Genomic DNA, 20168 nt, shown 5'->3' on the forward strand with positions numbered 1-20168 from the left:
ATCTGGCAACAAATGCTGTACATCTTCTCTTTATCTCTTAGGATCGTCGGCAATAAAGTTATCTGATACGTGAAGAGTAAAACTGATGGAACTAGAATACGAAAGCAAACGCCCGCTCTACATCCCTTACGCCGGCCCGATTCTGCTGGAATTTCCGCTGCTGAACAAAGGCAGCGCTTTCACCGAGGAAGAACGTAGCCACTTCAACCTGCATGGCCTGCTGCCGGAAGCGGTGGAAACCATCGAAGAACAGGTGGAACGCGCCTACCGTCAGTACCAGGATTTCAAGAACGATAACGACAAGCACATCTATCTGCGCAACATCCAGGACACCAACGAAACCTTGTTCTACCGGCTGCTGGACTCGCACCTGAGCGAGATGATGCCGATCATCTACACCCCGACCGTCGGCGAGGCCTGCGAACACTTCTCCGATATCTATCGCCGCGCGCGCGGGCTGTTCATCTCCTACCCGAACCGCGATCGCATCGATGACATGCTGCAAAACGCCACCAAGCAGAACGTCAAGGTGATCGTGGTCACCGACGGCGAGCGTATCCTCGGCCTGGGCGACCAGGGCATCGGCGGCATGGGCATCCCCATCGGCAAGCTGTCGCTGTACACCGCCTGCGGCGGCATCAGCCCGGCCTACACGCTGCCGGTGGTGCTGGACGTCGGCACCAACAACCCGCAGCGCCTCAACGATCCGCTGTACATGGGCTGGCGCCATCCGCGCATCTCCGGCGAGGAGTACCACGCCTTCGTCGAAGAGTTTATTCAGGCGGTCAAACGCCGCTGGCCGAACGTGCTGCTGCAGTTCGAAGACTTCGCGCAGAACAACGCCACTCCGCTGTTGAACCGCTATCGCGACGAGATCTGCTGCTTCAACGATGACATCCAGGGCACCGCCGCGGTCACCCTCGGCAGCCTGATCGCCGCCAGCCGCGCCGCCGGCAGCCAGCTGCGCGATCAGACCGTCACCTTCCTCGGCGCCGGTTCCGCCGGCTGCGGCATCGCCGAGCAAATCATCGCGCAGATGAAGTCCGAAGGCTTGAGCGAAGACGAAGCGCGCGCCCGCGTATTCATGGTCGACCGCTTCGGCCTGCTGACCGACAAACTGCCGAACCTGCTCGATTTCCAGAGCAAGCTGGTACAGAAGAGCGACAACCTGGCCGGTTGGGAAACCGCCAGCGACGCCATCTCGCTGCTGGACGTGGTGCGCAACGCCAAGCCGACCATTCTGATCGGGGTGTCCGGCCAGCCGGGGCTGTTTACCGAAGAGCTGATCCGCGAAATGCACAAGCACTGCGAACGCCCTATCGTGATGCCGCTGTCCAACCCGACCTCGCGCGTGGAAGCCCGTCCGGAAGACGTCATCAACTGGACCGACGGCGCCGCCCTGGTGGCAACCGGTAGCCCGTTCGCGCCGGTGAGCTATAAAGAACAGCTGTACCCGATCGCCCAGTGCAACAACTCCTACATCTTCCCGGGGATTGGCCTCGGCGTGCTGGCCTCCGGCGCCACCCGCGTCACCGACGCCATGCTGATGGCCGCCAGCCGCGCACTGGCGGACTGTTCGCCGCTGGCCACCGACGGCCACGGCGCACTGCTGCCGAATATCGACGATATTCAGGGCGTGTCGAAGTGCATCGCCATGGAAGTGGGTAAAGCGGCGCAGCTGCAGGGCGTGGCGATCGTCACCTCCGAAGACGCGCTGTCGAAAGCCATCGAGCACAACTTCTGGCGGCCGCAGTACCGCAGCTACAAGCGCACCTCGTTCTAACTGGCGCGCTAAATTGACCCAGCCCGGCACCGCCGGGCTTTTTTGTGCGACAAAACCGCCTAAAAATGCGGCGTTGCGCGTGCTTCAGGCGGTTCGCGTCTTGCGTCGTTCGGTCAGGTAAAGTAGCCTTGATCCATCTTTTTCAGCCCGGCGCGCGTAAGGCAACAACATGTGGAAACGCCTGATCATCAGCCTGTTCATCATCATTGCGGTGTTGATGGGTTCGGCTATTGCGCTGGATCGCTGGATCAGCTGGAAAACCGCGCCTTACGTCTACGACGAACTGCAGGAATTGCCGCACCGCCAGGTCGGCGTGGTGCTCGGCACCGCCAAGTATTACCGCACCGGGGTGATCAACCAGTACTACCGTTACCGCATTCAGGGGGCGATCAACGCCTATAACAGCGGCAAGGTGAAATACCTGCTGCTGAGCGGCGACAACGCCCAGCAAAGCTATAACGAGCCGATGACCATGCGTCGCGATCTGATCGCCGCCGGCGTGGCGCCGAGCGATATCGTGCTGGACTACGCCGGTTTCCGTACCCTGGACTCCATCGTGCGCACCCGCAAGGTGTTCGACACCAACGATTTCATCATCATCACCCAGCGTTTCCACTGCGAGCGCGCGCTGTTCATCGCCCTGCACATGGGCATTCAGGCGCAGTGCTACGCGGTGCCGTCGCCGAAAGACATGATGACGGTGCGCGCCCGCGAGATCTTCGCTCGCCTGGGCGCGCTGACCGATCTGTACATCCTCAAGCGCGAACCGCGCTTCCTTGGCCCGCTGATCCCGATCTCCGCCATGCACACTGTGCCGGAAGACGCCCAGGGCTATCCCGCCGTTTCGCCGGAACAGTTGGTGGAGCTGGAGCACAAGCTGAAAGAAGAGAAGCAGAAAGCCAAACAGCCCTGACGCGGCAAACGCCCAAAAGAAAGGCCGGCAATAGGCCGGCCTTGTTGTCTGTGCTGCGGCAAATCTACTTCTTCTTGGCGTATTTCAACGAGTCCAGCGCCACGGCGAAGATGATGATGCTGCCCTTGATAATGTACTGCCAGTACGGGTTGATGCCGATATAGGTCAGGCCGTAGTTGATGACGGTGAAGATGATCACCCCGGTCACCACGCCCCACACCGTACCCACCCCGCCGGCGAAGGAGACGCCCCCCACCACGCAGGCGGCGATGGCATCCAGCTCGTACATAAAGCCGAGGTTATTGGTGGCGCTGCCGATGCGCCCCGCTTCCAGCAGGCCGCCGAAGGCGTAGAACACGCCGGACAACGCATAGATCATGATCAGGTTCAACGGCACGTTGACCCCGGACACCTTGGCCGCTTCCGGGTTGCCGCCGATGGCGAAGATGTTCTTGCCGAAGCGGGTCTTGGTCCACAGGATCCAGACGAATATGATGGCGATCAGCGCATAGAAGGTAATGTACGACAGCTTAAAGTCACCGAAGCGCAAGAAGCCCTGGGCAAAGGTGGAAAACTTCGGATCGAAGCCCGCGACCGGCGAAGCACCGACCGAATCGTAATACAGCGAGTTGATGCCGTAGACGATGATCATGGTACCCAGCGTAGTGATGAACGGCGTCACGTTGAGATAGGCGATAATCAGGCCGTTAACCAGGCCGATCACCGCGCCGACCGCACACACCAGCAGGATAACCAGGGGAATCGACCAGGTTTCCATGTGCGGGAACACCTTGTTGACGTTATCCATCGACTGCAGCAGCGTGGCCGCCACCACCGCCGCCAGCCCCACCTGCCGCCCGGCGGACAGGTCGGTGCCCTGGGTCACGATCAGCCCCGCCACGCCCAGCGCGATGATGATGCGCACCGAAGACTGCGTCAGGATGTTGCTCAGGTTCATCAGGCTGAGGAAAGTCGGATCCTGAATGATGATGATGGCCAATAGCACCAGCAACACCACGTAAATGCCGCCTTCCTTGAAATAGGTAAATAAGGTTTTTTTATTTAGCGCGTTCATAATTCCGATCCTTAAAGGTGCAGGGAGGCGAGACGTAAGATTTCATTTTGCGAGGTCTGTTTGGTGTTAACGATGCCCGCAACCTGACCATTGCTCATCACCAAAATGCGGTCGGTGATCCCCAAAAGCTCCGGCATTTCGGACGAGACGATAATGATCCCCTTGCCCTTCTTCGCCAGTTCGGTCATCAGCTGATAAATCTCGAACTTGGCGCCCACGTCGATGCCGCGCGTCGGTTCATCCAGCATCAGGATCTCCGGCTGCGTCAGCAGCCAACGGCCGATGATCACCTTCTGCTGATTGCCGCCGGACAGCGAGCCGATATGGGTGTGATGCCCCGGCGTTTTCACCCGCATGGCGTCGATCACCCACTGGGTGTCGCTCTTCATCCGCGCATTATCCAGCAGGCCGAGCTTGTTTTTATAATTGCGGATATTGGAGATCAGCGAGTTGAAACCCACGTCGAGGTAGGCATAAATCCCGGTGGATCGGCGTTCTTCGGTCACCAGCGCAAAACCGTGGTTGATGGCTTCGTTGGCGCTGTGGTTGTCAATCGCCTTGCCGTGCAGCTTGATGGTGCCCGCCACCTTTTCGCGAATGCCGAACAGCGTCTCGACGATATCGGTGCGCTTGGCGCCCACCAGCCCGGCGATGCCGAGGATCTCGCCTTGGTGCAGATCGAAGGACACATCGCGGATCGAGGGCTGACGCAGCGACGTCAGGTTCTTCACCTCAAGGATCACCTCACCCGGCGTGTTCTGCCTGTCGGGGAAGCGCTGGCTGAGCGAACGGCCGACCATCATGGCGATGATCTTGTCCATATCCAGCCCTTCCAGCGGCTGGGTAGCGATCCACTGGCCGTCGCGCAGCACCGTTATCTCATCGCAAAGCTGAAAGATCTCTTCCATCTTGTGCGAGATATAAACAATGCCGCAGCCGCGCTCTTTCAGCTTGCGGATGATGGTGAACAGGTGATTGACCTCTTTCTCCGTCAGCGAGGAGGTCGGTTCATCCATGATGACGATTTTGGCGTCGTAGGAGAACGCCTTGGCGATCTCGATCATCTGCATCTGCGATACCGACAGGTTGCCCACCTTTTCGCGCGGGTTGATGTCGATATCCAGCTCGTCGAAGATCGCCTGGGTGTCTTTGAGCATTTTTTCCTGATCGACGAACAGGCCTTTGGTCGGATAGCGCCCCAGCCACATGTTGTCCATCACGGTGCGCTGCAGCACCAGGTTCAGCTCCTGGTGCACCATGGAAACGCCGTGCTCCAGCGCTTCTTTCGAACTCTTGAAATCGATCTCCCGGCCCTGAAACACAATGCTGCCGCTGTCTTTTTTGTAAATGCCGAACAGGCATTTCAGCAACGTCGATTTACCCGCGCCGTTCTCCCCCATCAGGGCGTGAATCGAGTGCGGGCGGACGCGTAAATTGACATTGTCCAAGGCTTTGACGCCGGGAAATGACTTACAGATATCCGTCATTTCCAGCAGAAATTCGCGTGAGCTATCGGCCATAAATACACCTGGCTTAACGATCTTGCAGTCGTAAACATCCCCGCCGGCGGTATTCCTGGTGTTGGCGCCGCCGGCGGGGTCTTAGCGGGATCTCAATTCTTATTTAACAAACTGAGACAGGTTGTCTTTATCTACGCCGACGTAAGGAATACGCACGACTTTATTTTCGATTTTATATTGGGTGCCTTCGGTGGCCGGTTTGCCCGCCGCCAGGTTTTTCGCCAGCTCGAAGGTGGCTTTCGCCTGGTTGTCGGCGTCGTTCAGCACCGTGCCCGCCATCGCGCCGGATTTCACCAGCGCCAGCGCTTCAGGTAAGGCATCGACGCCAAACACCGGGATACTGGTCTTGTTGTGCGCTTTCAGCGCTTCTACCGCGCCCATTGCCATGGCGTCGTTGTTGGCGATCACCACTTCGATCTTGTTGGCGTTCGGGCCGGAGAGCCAGGCGTCCATCTTGTCTTTCGCCTGCGCGGTATCCCACATCGCGGTATCCATCTGGAGCTGCTGGGTCTTGATGCCTTTTTCGTTCAGCGTTTTCACCACGTAGGTGGTGCGCGCTTCGGCATCCGGGTGGCCCGGTTCGCCCTTCAGCAGCACATACTGGATCTGGCCGTCTTTGTTCAGATCCCAGGCCGGGTTGGCTTTCCAGTGTTTGGCGATCAGCTCGCCTTGGATCACGCCGGATTCTTTGGAATCGGTGCCGACGTAATACGCCTTGTCGTAGCTGTCCAGCGCCTTGCGGGAAGGTTCTTTGTTGTAGAACACCACCGGGATATCGTTTGCGCGCGCCTTATCGATAACCACCGGCGCCGCAGCCGGGTCGACCAGGTTGATCGCCAGCGCTTTCACGCCCTTGGCCAGCAGCACGTCGATCTGATCGTTCTGCTTGGACTGGTCGTTCTGCGAGTCATTCATCAGCAGGGTGACGTCCGGTGAAGCCTTGGCGTCTTTCTCAATAGCCTTACGCACCACCGACATGAAGTTGTCGTCGTACTTGTAAATCGTGACGCCAATACGGGTGTCAGCATGGGCTGCGGCGCCAAACATCATGGCTGCGGCCATGGCGGCCAGGGTGAAAACCTTCTTATTCATTGTCAGTCTCCGGTTCTGTGTAGGGTATTACTCGTCTTTGAGCCAATGGTCACCGGCAGTGCGCACACCCCAGGCCAGGCGATTTCCACTCAACACCTGTCGTCCGTGGATCTTGTTATTTCCGAGAAATGCTGTGTCAGCGCGAGGTAAAGGTTGCAGCGGCAAGGGCCTTTGCGCCGGAAAACGCCTAGAGCATAGACGGCGCGATGTTAATATTCTGTGAATTTTCTCACAGATTGAAAACGGTTACACAAGATTAAATCGTCAGAGAGTGACCGTCGCCTCACTTTGCCAGGGGGCGACAGAATGGCGCCGCACCAGCGTCGGCATGAACAGATGAGCGGCCTGCGGCTCCGCCAGGCCCGCTGCGCCCTGCAACGCCAGCTCGGTGGCCAGCGTGGCCATCGAGACGATCGGATAGCGCACCGTGGTGAGTTTGGGGCTGGTGTAACGCGCGATGGGGATGTCGTCGAAGCCGATCAGCGAGAAATGCTGCGGCACTGTGATACCGTTTTCTTTCAGCACCGCCATGGCGCCGGCGGCCATGGCGTCGTTGTAGGCGAACACCGCGCTCAGCTGTAGGTTACGCCCCAGCAGCTCCACCATCGCTGCCTCGCCGCCCTGCAAATCCGGCGAACCGTAGGCGCGCCAGTTGTCGGGCGTGGCCAGCCCGGCGGCGGCCATCGCCTGCGCATAGCCCTGCTGGCGCAGCGGCCCGTCTTCGATCGGGTGATTGGAGCCTAGATAGCCGATGCGTCGATGGCCCTGCGACAGCAAAAGACGCATCGCCATTTCCGCGCCGCAGACGTTATCCAGCCCGACGCAGCGCGGCTCATAGCCGGGGATAATCCGGTTGATCAGCACCATGCCCGGTACCTGCTCCAGAAAGCCGATCAGCTCGGCGTCGCTCAGGGCTTTGGCATGAACAATCAGGGCATTACAGCGCTGGCGGATCAGCACTTCGATCGCGTGGCGCTCTTTGTCCGCCTGATGATAACTGTTGCCGATCAGCAGGTATTTGTGGTGTTTCTGCGCCACCGTGTCTACCGCTTTCACCAGCGCGCCGAAGAACGGGTCGGAGACGTCCATCACCACCACGCCCAGGGTATCGCTGCTTTGAGTCGCCAACGCCTGCGCGTTGGCGTTGGGGCGATAGCCCAGCTCCGCCACCGCCTGCAGCACCTGCTCGCGCGTCTCCTTGCTGGTCAGCGCGCTGTGGTTCAGCACGCGGGAGACGGTCGCCACGGAGACCCCGGCGCGTTTCGCCACGTCGCGAATGGTGATCGGATGAACTGAAGGCATGTGGGATCCTGAAATCAGGGTAGTGGCCGGTGGCGCTATCCTACCCCGATTGGTCCGCTGCTCGCGTGAATTACGTCACAGGAAAGAAAACGTTTACATACATTTTTTTAACCTGTCGGCAGACGCTCACTTCAGCGCTTTGGGTTCCGCTGCGCCGGCGGCCAGCTGCGTCAGCTTGCGCCACAGCCACTCCATCGGCCCCTGAGCGAAGTAACGCAGCCACAGTGCGGAAAACGCCAGGTTGGCCAACCAGACCAGCGGCACGAACGCCAACAGCTGCAGCCGGTCGAACTGCTCATAGAGGCCGAAGCGATAAAACAGCGTGGTGCAGATCAGCGTTTGCAGCAGGTAGTTGCTCAGCGCCATGCGTCCCACCAGGGTCAGCCAGTGGGCGATGCGCATGCGCGACAGCGCGGGCCAGAAACCGTAGCACAGCGCCAGATAGCCCATCGCCTGCAGCGGGGCGCCCAGCTCGCGCGGCACCTGCAGCAGGAAACCGCTCCAGCGATAGTCCCAGTGGACCTGCCATTGCAGCGCCACCGCCGGCAGCTGGATCAGCACCGAAAGCGGCAGCAGCCACGCCGCCTGCCGCAGGTAATAACCGGAGGAATAACTGCCGCGCAGCCAGCCGCTGCGCATCAGCCCGGCGCCGAACAGCATCAGCCCCGCCAGCTCCCAGCCATACTGCGCACCGATGGCCAGCAGGCTGGACGAGAGCAGATCGGCGCGGCTGCGCCAGGCTTCGAAACCGCCCTGCAGCTTCCAGAACTTCTCGTACTGCAGCTCCGCCACGCCCGGCTGCCAGAAATTGCCCGGTTCACCGTGCGAAACGAAGCCGAGCAGCAGCAGCACCGCTACGCCGATCAGATACAACACCACGCCGGTTTTCAGCAGCTGGAAGGTTTCTTTGGCTTCGCGGATCATGCGCCAGCACACCAGGCCGATCAGCCCGTAGGCCAGCAGAATATCGCCGTCCCACAGGAAGATGGCGTGTGCGAGGCCGAACAGCACCAGCCACGACAGCCGCGCGCGGATCCAGCTTTTGCCGCGCCGCAGCAGCATTTGCAGCCCGGCACCGAACAACAGCGCGAACATCGCCAGAAACTTGGCCTGGGCGAAGAGATCGAGCAGCGCCCAGGTCCAGGCGTCGCGCGACGACGGCATGCCCAGATAGGCCGGGTTGAGATAGGCGGCCTTCGGCAAGCCGAAGGCGCTGATGTTCAGCAATAAAATGCCGAGAATGGCGATGCCGCGCACGCAGTCCAGCGTGGCGATGCGCGGCAGAGGGTGACTGTTCATTTTTTATCGCTGTCTTCCGCTCATGAAAAAGGCGCCCGCAGGCGCCTGTTGTCGTCGTGCGGGTCGCCCCGCAACGCCATCACCCCTGGTGATGACGCACCGCGCGCAGGAACTCCTGGCGGGTATTCTGGCTGGACTTGAACAGCCCCCCCAACGAGGTGGTGGTGGTGGCGCTGGTCGCGTCGCGGATGCCGCGCGCCTTGACACAATAATGGACCGCATCGATCGATACCGCCACGTTATTGGTGCCGAGCAGAGTCTGCAGCGCCACCAGGATCTGTTGGGTCAGGCGCTCTTGCACCTGCGGACGCTGGGAGAAGAACTGCACGATGCGGTTGATCTTCGACAGGCCGATCACCGAGTCTTTCGGGATATAGGCCACGGTGGCCTTGCCGTCGATGGTCACGAAGTGGTGCTCGCAGGTGCTGGTCAGCGTGATATCGCGCACCGTCACCATCTCATCCACCTTCATTTTGTTCTCGATGACGGTGATTTTCGGGAAGTTGGCGTAGTCCAGCCCGGAGAAGATCTCGTCGACATACATTTTGGCGATGCGATGCGGCGTCTCCGCCAGGCTGTCGTCGGACAGATCGAGATTCAGCAGCTGCATGATTTCGGTCATGTGCTCTTTGATGCGGCGCTTGCGCGTTTCGCGATCCAGCACTTCCCCGCGCAGCGGCGTCTCCAGACCACGCTCTTCCAGCGCCGCATGCACCAGCGCGGCTTCTTTACTTAATGATGTCATGTACTTGTTCTCCTGCGGACGAAACCCGCCGGCGGCCTGGTAGGGCGTGCGGCCGGCGAATTGCTTGCTCTCGTGACGGCAGAGTTTTCGTGATGGATAACGTGAACCCGGTCAAGATTTTGCCCCCACTGTAGATGAGAGCGCGGCGATTATCCAGTGATAGTGCTTCATCCGCAGGTGAAATATTCGCATTTAGCACAATCAGGCCGGCTGCGGGATTCCACGTTTTTTGTATGGATTTTAATCAGCTCATCGCCGTTTTTTGCGCCAGCCGCCGCGCCGGGGTATTCACCACCAGCGCACCAGCCACCAACAGCGCCGCCACCGCCACATACAACGCCGGCTCCAGCCGATGGGTCATGGCGGTCGACAGCGCCGACAACATCGGCCCGACCAGTTGGCCGATCGCATAACCGGTGGTCAGCAACCCGGCCATATAGCGCGCATGGCGCGGCGCCAGTTCACGGCCGTGCTGAAGGGCGAGCTGCACCACGCAGAGAAAACCGCCGCCGGTCAGCAACGCCCCCAACGCCAGGCCGGCCACGCCCGGCACCACTTCGGCGCTCAGCACGCCCAGCGCCTGTATCCACAGCGTGATCGCCAGCCGGCTCTGGGTGGTCAGCCTGTGGCGAGTCAAAATGCCGATAACGATCCCCAGCACCGCCGCGCCGCCGAACACCGGCCAGACGAACTGCGCGAACAGGCTACCGGGAAAACGTGCCGCCGCCATCTGCGACAAGAACGTCGCCGGCAGGATGTAGCCGAACCCGGCCAGGCTGTAACTCCACACCAGGCGTTTAAGCGCCGGCGTCAGCAGCAGCGGCTCCGGGGCCACGTCCGGGCGATGCAGCTCGCCGCTGCGCGGCAGAAAGGCGCTAATTCCTCCGACCAACACCAGCGCCAGCCCGCCATACACCAGCCAGGCCTGCGCTGCCGTCAGCCCCAGCGTGTTGATGCCCACCGCCAGCATGCCGCTGAGGAAGATACCGGCGCCCGGCCCGGCGAACACCGCCGCGCTCAGCGCCGGCCGGCCGTAGTGCGCCAACCGCTCGTTGGTCCAGGCCGCCACCAGCACCATCGCCCAGCCGCTGGCCCAGCCGATGACGAAGCGCAGCGCGCCGTGGGTCCATTCATCCTGCGCCAGCGCCGACAGCAGCGTCAGCGCCATCGCGCCCCATACGCCCAGCCACAGACGCCGCTCGACGTGGCGCGTGGCGCGCATCGCGTCGTAGGCACCGCACAGGTAGCCCAAATAGTTGATCGCCGCCACCAGCCCGGCGCCGGTCAGGCTGAACTGGTGTTCCGCGATCATCAGCGGCACCTGGGGAGTGAAAGCGAAGCGGCCAATGCCCATCGCGACGATCAGTGCGGCAAAACCGCTCAAGGCAATACGTAAAGCCATACCGGTATCCAAAAGGTTAAAAGAAAGTTGCCAGTATCATGCCGCAGTATTAAACTCACAAAAACTGAATAATAGTTATCAAGTTAATCACGAAACGAGAATATTATGGATCTGACCCAGCTTCGCATGTTCTGCTGCGTGGCGGAAACCGGCTCGGTCGCCCGCGCCGCCGAGCAGCTGCACCGCGTGCCGTCGAATTTGACCACCCGGCTGCGCCAGCTCGAACAGGAGCTGGGCGCCGATCTGTTTATCCGCGAAAAACAGCGCCTGCGCCTGTCGCCGATGGGCCATAACTTTCTGTGCTACGCCAACCGCATCCTGGCGTTGAGCGACGAGGCGATGAGCATCACCCACGCCGGCGAACCGGCGGGCAACTTCGCCCTCGGCTCGATGGAAAGCACCGCCGCTACCCGCCTGCCCTCGCTGCTGGCGGCTTACCACCAGCGCTTCTCGCAGGTTTCGCTGTCGCTGACCACCGGTACCTCCGGCGAAATCGCCGATCGAGTGCGCGCCGGCACGCTGGCCGCGGCGCTGGTCGACGGGCCGGTACCCTATGACGAGCTGAACGGCTGCATCGCCTATCCTGAACATATGGTGGTGATCTCCTGTCTCGATCACGCGCCGATCCACAGCGCCAAAGACGCCAATGGCGAGACGCTGTTCGCCTTTCGCGCCAGCTGCTCCTACCGCCTGCGGCTGGAGGCCTGGTTCAAGCGCGAAGGCGCGCGGCCGGGGCAAATTATGGAGATCCAGTCCTATCACGCCATGCTGGCCTGCGTCGCCAGCGGCGCCGGGCTGGCGATGATCCCGCATTCGGTGCTGAGCCTGCTGCCGGGCCATGAGCGGGTTCGGGTTCACACCCTGCCGCCGGACGTGGCCGACACCGCCACTTGGTTGCTGTGGCGCCGCGACGCGTTCGGGCCGAACGTGCGCGCGCTGAAAGAGTTGATTATTGAACAGACGGAAACCGCCGCTGTTGATGAAAGCACCCCCAACGATTTATCAGGCGTTGTCGATATCGCCTGATTTAAAAAGAAAACCACTGAGGAGACTATGATGGAGATGATCAAAACCCGCGCCGCCGTTGCCTGGGGCCCGAACCAGCCGCTGAAGATCGAAGAAGTCGAGCTGATGCCACCGCAAAAAGGCGAAGTGCTGGTGCGGATCGTCGCCACCGGCGTTTGTCACACCGATGCCTACACCCTGTCCGGCAAAGATCCGGAAGGCGTGTTCCCGGCGATCCTCGGCCACGAGGGCGGCGGCGTGGTGGAAGCGGTCGGTGAAGGCGTCACCAGCGTGGCGGTCGGCGATCACGTGATCCCGCTCTACACCCCGGAGTGCGGCGAGTGCAAATTCTGTAAATCCGGCAAGACCAACCTGTGCCAGGCGATCCGCGCCACCCAGGGCAAAGGGCTGATGCCGGACGGCACCACCCGCTTCTTCAAGGACGGCAAGCCGATCTTCCACTACATGGGCACGTCCACCTTCTCCGAGTACACCGTGGTGCCGGAAATCTCACTGGCGAAAATCAACAAGGAAGCGCCGCTGGAAGAAGTGTGCCTGCTGGGCTGCGGCGTGACCACCGGCATGGGCGCGGTGATGAACACCGCCAAAGTGCAACCGGGCGACACCGTGGCGATCTTCGGCCTGGGCGGCATCGGCCTGTCGGCGATCATCGGCGCGCAGATGGCCGGCGCGGGCCGCATCATCGGCATCGACATCAACACCAGCAAGTTCGATCTGGCCCGCAAGCTGGGCGCCACCGATCTGATCAACCCGAAAGACTATGACAAGCCGATTCAGGAAGTGATCGTCGAGCTGACCGACGGCGGCGTCGATTTCTCCTTCGAGTGCATCGGCAACGTCAACGTGATGCGTTCCGCGCTGGAGTGCTGCCACAAGGGCTGGGGCGAATCGGTGATCATCGGCGTCGCAGGCGCGGGCGAAGAGATCTCGACCCGTCCGTTCCAACTGGTCACCGGCCGCGTCTGGCGTGGTTCGGCGTTCGGCGGCGTCAAGGGCCGTTCGCAGCTGCCGGGCATCGTCGAGCGCTATCTGGACGGCGAATTCGCACTGAACGACTTTATCACCCACACCATGGGGCTGGAGCAGATCAACGAAGCGTTCGATTTGATGCACGAAGGCAAATCGATCCGTTCCGTCATCCACTTCGACCAATAAGCCAGGAGGCAGAGATGACGTTGTCATTGGAACTTCTCGAAGAGCACCGCATGTTCGGCGGCTGGCAGCAGCGCTATCGCCACGCGGCGCAGAGCCTGAATTGCAACATGACATTCAGCATCTACCTGCCGCCGCCGCGCGATGACAACCCGCCGCCGGTGCTGTACTGGCTGTCGGGGCTGACCTGCAACGACGAGAACTTCACGTTGAAAGCCGGCGCGCAGCGCATCGCCGCCGAGCTGGGTCTGGTGCTGGTGATGCCGGACACCAGCCCGCGTGGCGACGAAGTGCCGAACGACGAAGGCTACGATCTGGGCCAGGGCGCCGGGTTCTACCTGAACGCCACCCAGGCGCCGTGGGATCGCCATTTCCGCATGTACGACTACATCAGCGCCGAACTGCCGGCGCTGATCGAACAGCACTTCAGCGTCAGCGATCGTCAGTCGATCTTCGGCCACTCGATGGGCGGCCACGGCGCGCTGATCATGGCGTTTCGCAATCCGCAGCGCTTCCGCTCGGTATCGGCCTTCGCGCCGATCGTTAACCCGTGCCAGGTGCCGTGGGGCCGCAAGGCGTTCACCGCCTATCTGGGCAGCGACGAAAGCCAGTGGCTGCAGTACGACAGCTGCCATCTGCTGGCCAGCGGCGCGGAAAAAATGCCGGTCCTTATCGACCAGGGCGACGACGACCAGTTCCTGGCCGACCAGCTGCAACCGGCGCGGTTGGCGGAGCTGGCGCGCCAGCACGACTGGCCGCTGACGCTGCGCATTCAGCCGGGGTACGATCACAGCTACTTCACCATCGCCACCTTCGTGGAAGATCACCTGCGCTTCCACGCCGAGCACCTGTTCCGCTGATAAAAAAATCCGGGCGGTTTAACCGCCCGGATTTTTTCAAAAGCCATCAATCAGAAAATCGATAGCGGCTTTAATTTGATTCCTGTGCTCATTGACATTACCAACGGCCTTCCCAATCTGCGAAATACGTACGGCAGCCATCTCATGCGTCATAACAAGAAACTTTTCGCCGTTGACCTCAATTTCCGGGCATAAACGTGCAGAAATTTTAACCCTGACGTTATCCAAAGCATAAAGAGGGATCACTAACCGGGTCGAGAGGACATCAATAAGATCGCTTTGAACGTCCAGTAAGTAGGGATAGGCTGATGCCGGATACGTATTGTCATATACGGTAAATTGCATATTTAAAATGTCCGATATTCATCAGACAACAAACCATTTTCTTCAGTGATACGATTAAGTTCTTCTAACGCCGCGCGATTTTGCTCGCGCCACTGTTGAATCTCAATATCCCTGACGCGGACGCTCAATGCGTCCGTCAATACGGATGACACATTGACGCCCAGGGATTTTGCGCGCTGGAAAAGATCGCGATCGATGGTTACGTTGACTGTCTTTTTCGTCACATTGTTATTTGCCATATCCATTCCCCATCCCTGTAATATACACGGGTTAAATTTTCATCAATTATACTCGTAAAACAGGGGTATGCCAATTCAGCGATGCCCTCACCCCTTCAGTTTCGGATCCAACGCGTCGCGCAATCCGTCGCCCAACAGGTTGAAGGCCAGCACGGTGATGAATATCGCCAGGCTGGGGAAGATCGCCACGTGCGGCGCGATCACCATATCGGCGCGCGCCTCGTTGAGCATCGCCCCCCACTCCGGCGTCGGCGGCTGGGCGCCCAGGCCCAGAAACGACAGGCTGGCGGCGGTGATGATCGAGGTGCCGATACGCAGGGTGAAATAGACCACGATCGAAGACAGGGTGCCCGGCAGAATGTGCCGCAGGATGATGGTCCAGTCCGAGGCGCCGATGCTGCGCGCCGATTCGATATAGGTCAGGTGCTTCAGCACCAGCGTATTGCCGCGCACCAGGCGGGCGAAGGCCGGAATGCTGAAGATCGCCACCGCGACGATCACGTTGGCCATGCCGCTGCCCATGATCGCCACCACGCCGATCGCCAGCAGAATGCCGGGAAACGCGAACAGCACGTCGCAGACGCGCATGGTGAGACGATCCCACCAGCCCTCATAGTAGCCGGCCAGCAGCCCCAGCAGGGTGCCGATCGCCCCGCCCGCCAGCACAGAGAACACCCCGGCCGCCAGCGAAATGCGCGTGCCCATCAGGATGCGGCTGAAGATATCGCGCCCGAGGGAATCGACGCCCAGCCAGTGCATCAGCGAAGGCCCTTCGTTCAGCCGGTCGTAATCGAAATAGTTTTCCGCATCGAACGGTGCCAGATAAGGCGCCAGCAGCGCCGCCGCAATCAGCAGCAGCACCAACAGGCCGGCGACCAGCGCCGCCCGCTGGCGACGAAAGCGCCGCCAAAACTCGCTCCACGGCGTGCGTACCGCGTTGGAGTCGATAAGCGGCATCGCCTTCAGTGCGGCGTTGCGCCGCCAATGCTTAATCATGCCGCGCCCTCATTGATAACGAATCGCCGGGTTGATCGCCGCGTACAGCATATCCACCAGCAGGTTGATCAGAATGAACTCCAGCGAGAACAGCAGCACCTCGGCCTGGATCACCGGGTAATCGCGCATCTCCACCGAGTCCACCAGCAACCGCCCCAGCCCCGGCCAGTTGAACACCTTCTCCACCACGATCGAACCGCCGAGCAGGAAGCCGAACTGCAGCCCCATCATGGTCACCACCGGGATCATCGCGTTGCGCAGGCCGTGTTTCATCACCACCACGCTTTCCCGCACGCCCTTGGCGCGCGCGGTGCGCATGTAGTCCTCCTGCAGCACCTCGACGAACGAAGCGCGGGTGAAGCGCGCCATCACCGCCGCCACCGCCGCCCCCAGGGTGATAGAAGGCAGAATGTAGTGACGCCAGCTGTCGGCGCCCACCGTCGGCAGCCACCCCAGTTCGACCGAGAACACCTGCATCAGCAGCATGCCGAGCGCAAAGGCCGGGAACGAGATCCCCGACACCGCCAGCGTCATGCCGAGGCGATCCGGCCAGCGGTTGCGCCACACCGCCGACACCACGCCGATCGCCAGGCCGAACGCCACCGCCCACAGCATGCTGGTGACGGTCAGCCAGAAGGTCGGCATAAAGCGCGAGGCGATCTCTTCGCTCACCGGGCGTTTGGACACCATCGAGATGCCGAAGTCGCCCCGCAGCGCGTTGACGAAGAAGTGCGCGAACTGCTGCGGCAGCGGCTTATCCAGCCCCAAATCCTTGCGCACCAGCTGCACCACCGCCTCGTCGGCCTCCGGCCCCGCCGCCAGCCGCGCCGGATCGCCCGGCAGCAGGTGGACGAACAGGAACACCAGCACCGCCACGATCAGCAGCGTCGGGATCAGGCCCAGCAGTCGTTTCAGAAAATAATTGAGCATCTCATTCCTTCCCCCGCCCGCCGCCGTCTGGCCGCAGGCGGGGATGGGCGCCTTATTTCAGATCGGCGTTATCAAAGTTGAACGAGGTATCCGGCATCACGTAGAAGCCGCTCAGCTGTTTGCTGTTGGCCGACAACAGACGTTCGGTCGCCAGGAAGATCCAGGGCGCGTCGGCCCAGATGCGATCCTGCGCGTCCTGATACAGTTTCTGCTTCTCGGCGCGATCGGTGGTCGCCAGCGCGTCGGTCAGATCCTTGTCCACCTGCGGGTTGCTGTAGAACGCGGTGTTGAACTGCTTCGGCGGCGCCGCCTGGGTAGAGAACAGCGGCGACAGCGCCCAGTCCGCTTCCCCGGTCGAGGCCGACCAGCCGGTGTAGAACAGCCGCACCCCGGTGTCCTTCACCCCGACGCTCTCCACCTGCGCCGCACGCTGCCCGGCATCCATCGCCGTCACCGTCACTTTCACCCCCACCTGCGCCAGCTGCTGCTGGGTGAACTGCAGCACCTTCTGCGCGGTGCTGTGGTTGTGGGACGACCACAGCGTAGTGGTGAAACCGTTCGGGTAGCCGGCCTCTTTCAGCAGCTCGCGTGCCTTGGCCGGATCGTACGGCCAAGGCTTATAGCGGGCGGCGAAGTCGATGGCCGGCGGCACCGGGCCCTCCGCCGGCACCGCGTAACCGGCGAACGCCACCTTGATCAGCGCGTCCTTATTGATGGCGTAGTTCAGCGCCTGGCGCACCTTCGGGTTGTCGAACGGCTTTTGGGTGACGTTCATGCTGATGTAACGCTGCAGGATCGACGGCGCGGCCACCACGTCCAGCTTGGCGTTGCCCTCCAGCACCTTGGCCTGCTCGTAAGGGATCGGGAAGGCGAAGGTCGCCTCGCCGGTCTGCAGCATCGCCGCGCGGGTGTTGTTATCCACCACCGGGCGCCAGGTGATGCTGTCGAGCTTCGGCAGCCCCGGCTGCCAGTAGCCGTCGAACTTCTTCACCTTGACGAAATCGGTCTGGTTCCAGGTCACGAACTGATACGGCCCGGTACCGACCGGGTGGAAACCGATCTCCTTGCCGTATTGCTTCAGCGCCGCCGGCGAGATGATCGCCGCCGCCGGGTGCGCCAGGTTGTTGACGAACGCCGAGAACGGCGCCTTCAGCACGATCTTCACCGTATTGGCGTCCACCGCTTCGGTTTTGTCGATCATCTTGAACAGGTTGTAGCGCTTGAGGTGGCTGTCCGGGTTGCTGGCGCGATCGAGGTTGATCTTCACCGCCTCGGCGTTGAGCGCGGTGCCGTCGTGGAATTTAATCCCCTGGCGCAGTTTGACCGTGTAGGTCAGGCCATCTTTGCTGACCTCATAGCTGTCCGCCAGCACGTTCACCAGCTTCATGTCCTTATCGAAGCCGAACAGCCCCTGATAGAAAGACTTGGCCACCGCCTGCGACAGCGTGTCGTTGGCGTCGTAAGGATCGAGGGTGGTGAAGTTGGAGGCCACGGCGATCACCGCGTCCTTCGCCGCCCAGACCGGGCCGGTTCCCGCCGCCAGCAGTACGGCGGCCAACAGCGCATTGCGTTTGAATGTGTGCTTCATGTCGCTTGTCTCTCCTGAGGTCTTTAAAAAGCACCGGCGATCGGGTGGCGGGCGACAAAGTGCCCGGCGCCAACCTGCACCAGCGGTGCGGTAACGGGTTCATCGCCCAGCGCGCGCACTGGGCTCGGGATCTCATCGGCCGGCAGCGGCTGCCGTTTGTGGGCATGAGCGGGATCGGCCACCGGCACCGCCGCCATCAGCTTGCGGGTATAGGGGTGCTGCGGATTGTCGAACACCGCCTGCCGTGGGCCGATCTCGACGATCTGCCCGAGGTACATCACCGCCACCCGGTGACTGATGCGCTCCACCACCGCCATGTCGTGTGAAATAAACAGAAAAGCGATGCCGAACTCGCGCTGCAGATCGAGCAACAGATTGACGATCTGCGCCTGAATCGACACGTCCAGCGCCGAGACCGCCTCGTCGGCGATCACCACTTTCGGGTTCAGCGCCAGCGCGCGCGCGATGCAGATGCGCTGGCGCTGGCCGCCGGAGAATTCGTGCGGGTAGCGGCGCGCATGCTCCGGCAGCAGGCCGACGCGCTCCAGCAGCCAGGCCACCCGTTGCTCCGCCTCCCGGCCGCGCATCACGTTGTGCACCAGCAGCGGCTCCATGATGGAAAAACCGACCGTCAGGCGCGGATCGAGCGAGGCGTAAGGATCTTGAAAGATGAACTGAATATCGCGCCGCAGATGCTGCAGCGCCGGCCCCTTCAACTGATCGATTCGCCGCCCGGCGAAGGTGATGGTGCCGCTTTGGCTGTCCACCAGCTTCAGCAGAGAGCGCCCGGTGGTGGACTTGCCGCAGCCGGACTCGCCCACCAGCCCCAGCGTCTCGCCGGGGTAAAGATCGAAACTGACGTTTTCCACCGCGTGCACCCGGCGAGTGACCCGATTGAACAATCCGCCGCGCAGATCAAAGCGCGTAACCAGATGCTCCACCCGCAGGATCGGCGCGGCGCCTGGCGGCACGGTATCCTGCGGCGCCGTATCCCCCTCGCCGCCCGGCAGCGGAAACTTCGCCGGCAGCGGCCGATCGGCCATCGCCCCCAGCTTCGGCACCGCCGCCAGCAGCGCCCGGGTATAGGCCTGTTGCGGCGCGGCGAACAGCTCGCGCACCCGATTTTGCTCCACCTGCTCACCGCGGCGCATCACCAGCACCCGGTCGGCGATCTCCGCCACCACGCCCATGTCGTGAGTGATGAAGATCACCCCCATCTGCATTTCCCGTTGCAGCACGCGGATCAGCTGCAGGATCTGCGCCTGGATGGTGACGTCGAGGGCGGTAGTGGGCTCATCGGCGATCAGCAACGCTGGCCTGCAGGAGAGCGCCATGGCGATCATCACGCGCTGGCGCATGCCGCCGGAAAGCTGGTGCGGGTAGCGCCCCAGCACCTCTTTGGCCTCCGGAATGCGCACCAGGTCGAGCATGCGCAGCGCCTCCTGGCGCGCGCTGCGGCGATCCATGCCCTGATGCAGGCGCAGCGATTCGGCGATCTGCTCGCCGACCGGAAACACCGGGTTGAGCGAGGTCATCGGCTCCTGGAAGATCATCGCCATGTCGGCACCACGCACCGTGCGCAGCGTACTCTGCGAGGCCTGAGCGAGATCGAGCAACGCGCCGTCACGTCGGCGCAGCGTCATGGCACCGCTGACGATGCGCCCGCCGCCCTGCTCCACCAACCGCATCAGCCCCAGCGAAGTCACCGATTTACCGGAGCCGGACTCACCGACGATCGCCAGCGTCTCGCCGCGCTCGAGATCGAACGACAGGTTACGCACCGCTGCCACGGCGCCGTCCGGTTGAGGAAAGCTGATGCTCAGATCGCGCACCGTCAGCACCCGCTGCGGCGGCAATGACAACCCGCTGCCGGCGGGTCGAAGTGAAACGTCGGTCATGCA

The 20168-nt window shown here is 61.6% G+C and carries 18 protein-coding genes; 5 read left to right on the plus strand and 13 right to left on the minus strand.

What is annotated here, in order from left to right:
• Nucleotides 1–85 precede the first annotated feature (85 nt).
• The gene (locus GF111_RS04750; protein WP_055313557.1) at nt 86–1783 is read left to right on the plus strand and encodes an NAD-dependent malic enzyme; all 1698 of its coding nucleotides are present in this window, start codon (nt 86–88) and stop codon (nt 1781–1783) included.
• 169 nt (nt 1784–1952) lie between these two features.
• Entirely contained in the window at nt 1953–2696 is a 744-nt protein-coding gene (sanA, locus tag GF111_RS04755) for an outer membrane permeability protein SanA (protein ID WP_004938948.1), read from the plus strand.
• A 64-nt stretch (nt 2697–2760) separates the two neighbouring features.
• Here the strand turns inward: sanA and mglC are convergent, their stop codons facing one another.
• From mglC to GF111_RS04790, 7 genes are all read right to left on the minus strand, one after another.
• Nucleotides 2761–3771: a galactose/methyl galactoside ABC transporter permease MglC gene (gene mglC / locus GF111_RS04760; RefSeq protein WP_004938953.1), complete on the minus strand. Its 1011-nt coding sequence runs from the start codon at nt 3769–3771 to the stop codon at nt 2761–2763.
• A gap of 11 nt (nt 3772–3782) precedes the next feature.
• A complete protein-coding gene (mglA, locus tag GF111_RS04765; protein WP_033637724.1) occupies nt 3783–5291 on the minus strand; it encodes a galactose/methyl galactoside ABC transporter ATP-binding protein MglA in 1509 nt (502 codons plus the stop codon).
• A gap of 99 nt (nt 5292–5390) precedes the next feature.
• A complete protein-coding gene (gene mglB / locus GF111_RS04770) occupies nt 5391–6383 on the minus strand; it encodes a galactose/glucose ABC transporter substrate-binding protein MglB (protein ID WP_038880978.1) in 993 nt (330 codons plus the stop codon).
• A gap of 264 nt (nt 6384–6647) precedes the next feature.
• The gene (gene galS / locus GF111_RS04775) at nt 6648–7685 is read right to left on the minus strand and encodes an HTH-type transcriptional regulator GalS (protein WP_047728135.1); all 1038 of its coding nucleotides are present in this window, start codon (nt 7683–7685) and stop codon (nt 6648–6650) included.
• Nucleotides 7686–7811: 126 nt separating this feature from the next.
• Entirely contained in the window at nt 7812–8984 is a 1173-nt protein-coding gene (yeiB, locus tag GF111_RS04780) for a DUF418 domain-containing protein YeiB (protein WP_055312406.1), read from the minus strand.
• A gap of 79 nt (nt 8985–9063) precedes the next feature.
• Nucleotides 9064–9729, minus strand: a complete 666-nt coding sequence (gene folE / locus GF111_RS04785) for a GTP cyclohydrolase I FolE (protein WP_004938969.1) — start codon at nt 9727–9729, stop codon at nt 9064–9066.
• Between the two features lie 244 nt (nt 9730–9973).
• Nucleotides 9974–11131: a YbfB/YjiJ family MFS transporter gene (locus GF111_RS04790; protein ID WP_047728141.1), complete on the minus strand. Its 1158-nt coding sequence runs from the start codon at nt 11129–11131 to the stop codon at nt 9974–9976.
• Between the two features lie 105 nt (nt 11132–11236).
• Between GF111_RS04790 and GF111_RS04795 the strand changes: the two genes are divergently transcribed.
• From GF111_RS04795 to fghA, 3 genes are read left to right on the plus strand one after another with little or no spacing between them, the layout of a single operon-like run.
• Nucleotides 11237–12157, plus strand: a complete 921-nt coding sequence (locus GF111_RS04795) for a LysR family transcriptional regulator (RefSeq protein ID WP_038880964.1) — start codon at nt 11237–11239, stop codon at nt 12155–12157.
• Nucleotides 12158–12187: 30 nt separating this feature from the next.
• Nucleotides 12188–13312 carry an S-(hydroxymethyl)glutathione dehydrogenase/class III alcohol dehydrogenase gene (locus GF111_RS04800; protein WP_038880962.1) on the plus strand — a complete coding sequence of 375 codons (1125 nt, stop codon included), beginning with the start codon at nt 12188–12190 and terminating at the stop codon, nt 13310–13312.
• A 14-nt stretch (nt 13313–13326) separates the two neighbouring features.
• Nucleotides 13327–14169 carry an S-formylglutathione hydrolase gene (gene fghA / locus GF111_RS04805; RefSeq protein ID WP_047728144.1) on the plus strand — a complete coding sequence of 281 codons (843 nt, stop codon included), beginning with the start codon at nt 13327–13329 and terminating at the stop codon, nt 14167–14169.
• 36 nt (nt 14170–14205) lie between these two features.
• Here the strand turns inward: fghA and GF111_RS04810 are convergent, their stop codons facing one another.
• From GF111_RS04810 to GF111_RS04835, 6 genes are all read right to left on the minus strand, one after another.
• Nucleotides 14206–14514, minus strand: a complete 309-nt coding sequence (locus GF111_RS04810; RefSeq protein ID WP_047728145.1) for a CcdB family protein — start codon at nt 14512–14514, stop codon at nt 14206–14208.
• Between the two features lie 2 nt (nt 14515–14516).
• Nucleotides 14517–14759, minus strand: coding sequence for a type II toxin-antitoxin system CcdA family antitoxin (locus GF111_RS04815; protein WP_078061989.1), 243 nt, complete (start codon nt 14757–14759; stop codon nt 14517–14519).
• A gap of 81 nt (nt 14760–14840) precedes the next feature.
• The gene (gene gsiD / locus GF111_RS04820; protein ID WP_171887866.1) at nt 14841–15749 is read right to left on the minus strand and encodes a glutathione ABC transporter permease GsiD; all 909 of its coding nucleotides are present in this window, start codon (nt 15747–15749) and stop codon (nt 14841–14843) included.
• 9 nt (nt 15750–15758) lie between these two features.
• On the minus strand, nt 15759–16679 hold the full coding sequence (gene gsiC, locus GF111_RS04825; RefSeq protein WP_038880960.1) for a glutathione ABC transporter permease GsiC: 921 nt from the start codon (nt 16677–16679) through the stop codon (nt 15759–15761).
• Between the two features lie 52 nt (nt 16680–16731).
• Nucleotides 16732–18267 carry a glutathione ABC transporter substrate-binding protein GsiB gene (gsiB, locus tag GF111_RS04830; RefSeq protein ID WP_055312408.1) on the minus strand — a complete coding sequence of 512 codons (1536 nt, stop codon included), beginning with the start codon at nt 18265–18267 and terminating at the stop codon, nt 16732–16734.
• Nucleotides 18268–18290: 23 nt separating this feature from the next.
• The gene (locus GF111_RS04835; RefSeq protein WP_055317577.1) at nt 18291–20165 is read right to left on the minus strand and encodes a dipeptide ABC transporter ATP-binding protein; all 1875 of its coding nucleotides are present in this window, start codon (nt 20163–20165) and stop codon (nt 18291–18293) included.
• Nucleotides 20166–20168 lie beyond the last annotated feature (3 nt).

Source organism: Serratia sp. HRI (assembly GCF_010119335.3).
GTDB classification, from domain to species: Bacteria; Pseudomonadota; Gammaproteobacteria; order Enterobacterales; family Enterobacteriaceae; genus Serratia; species Serratia nevei.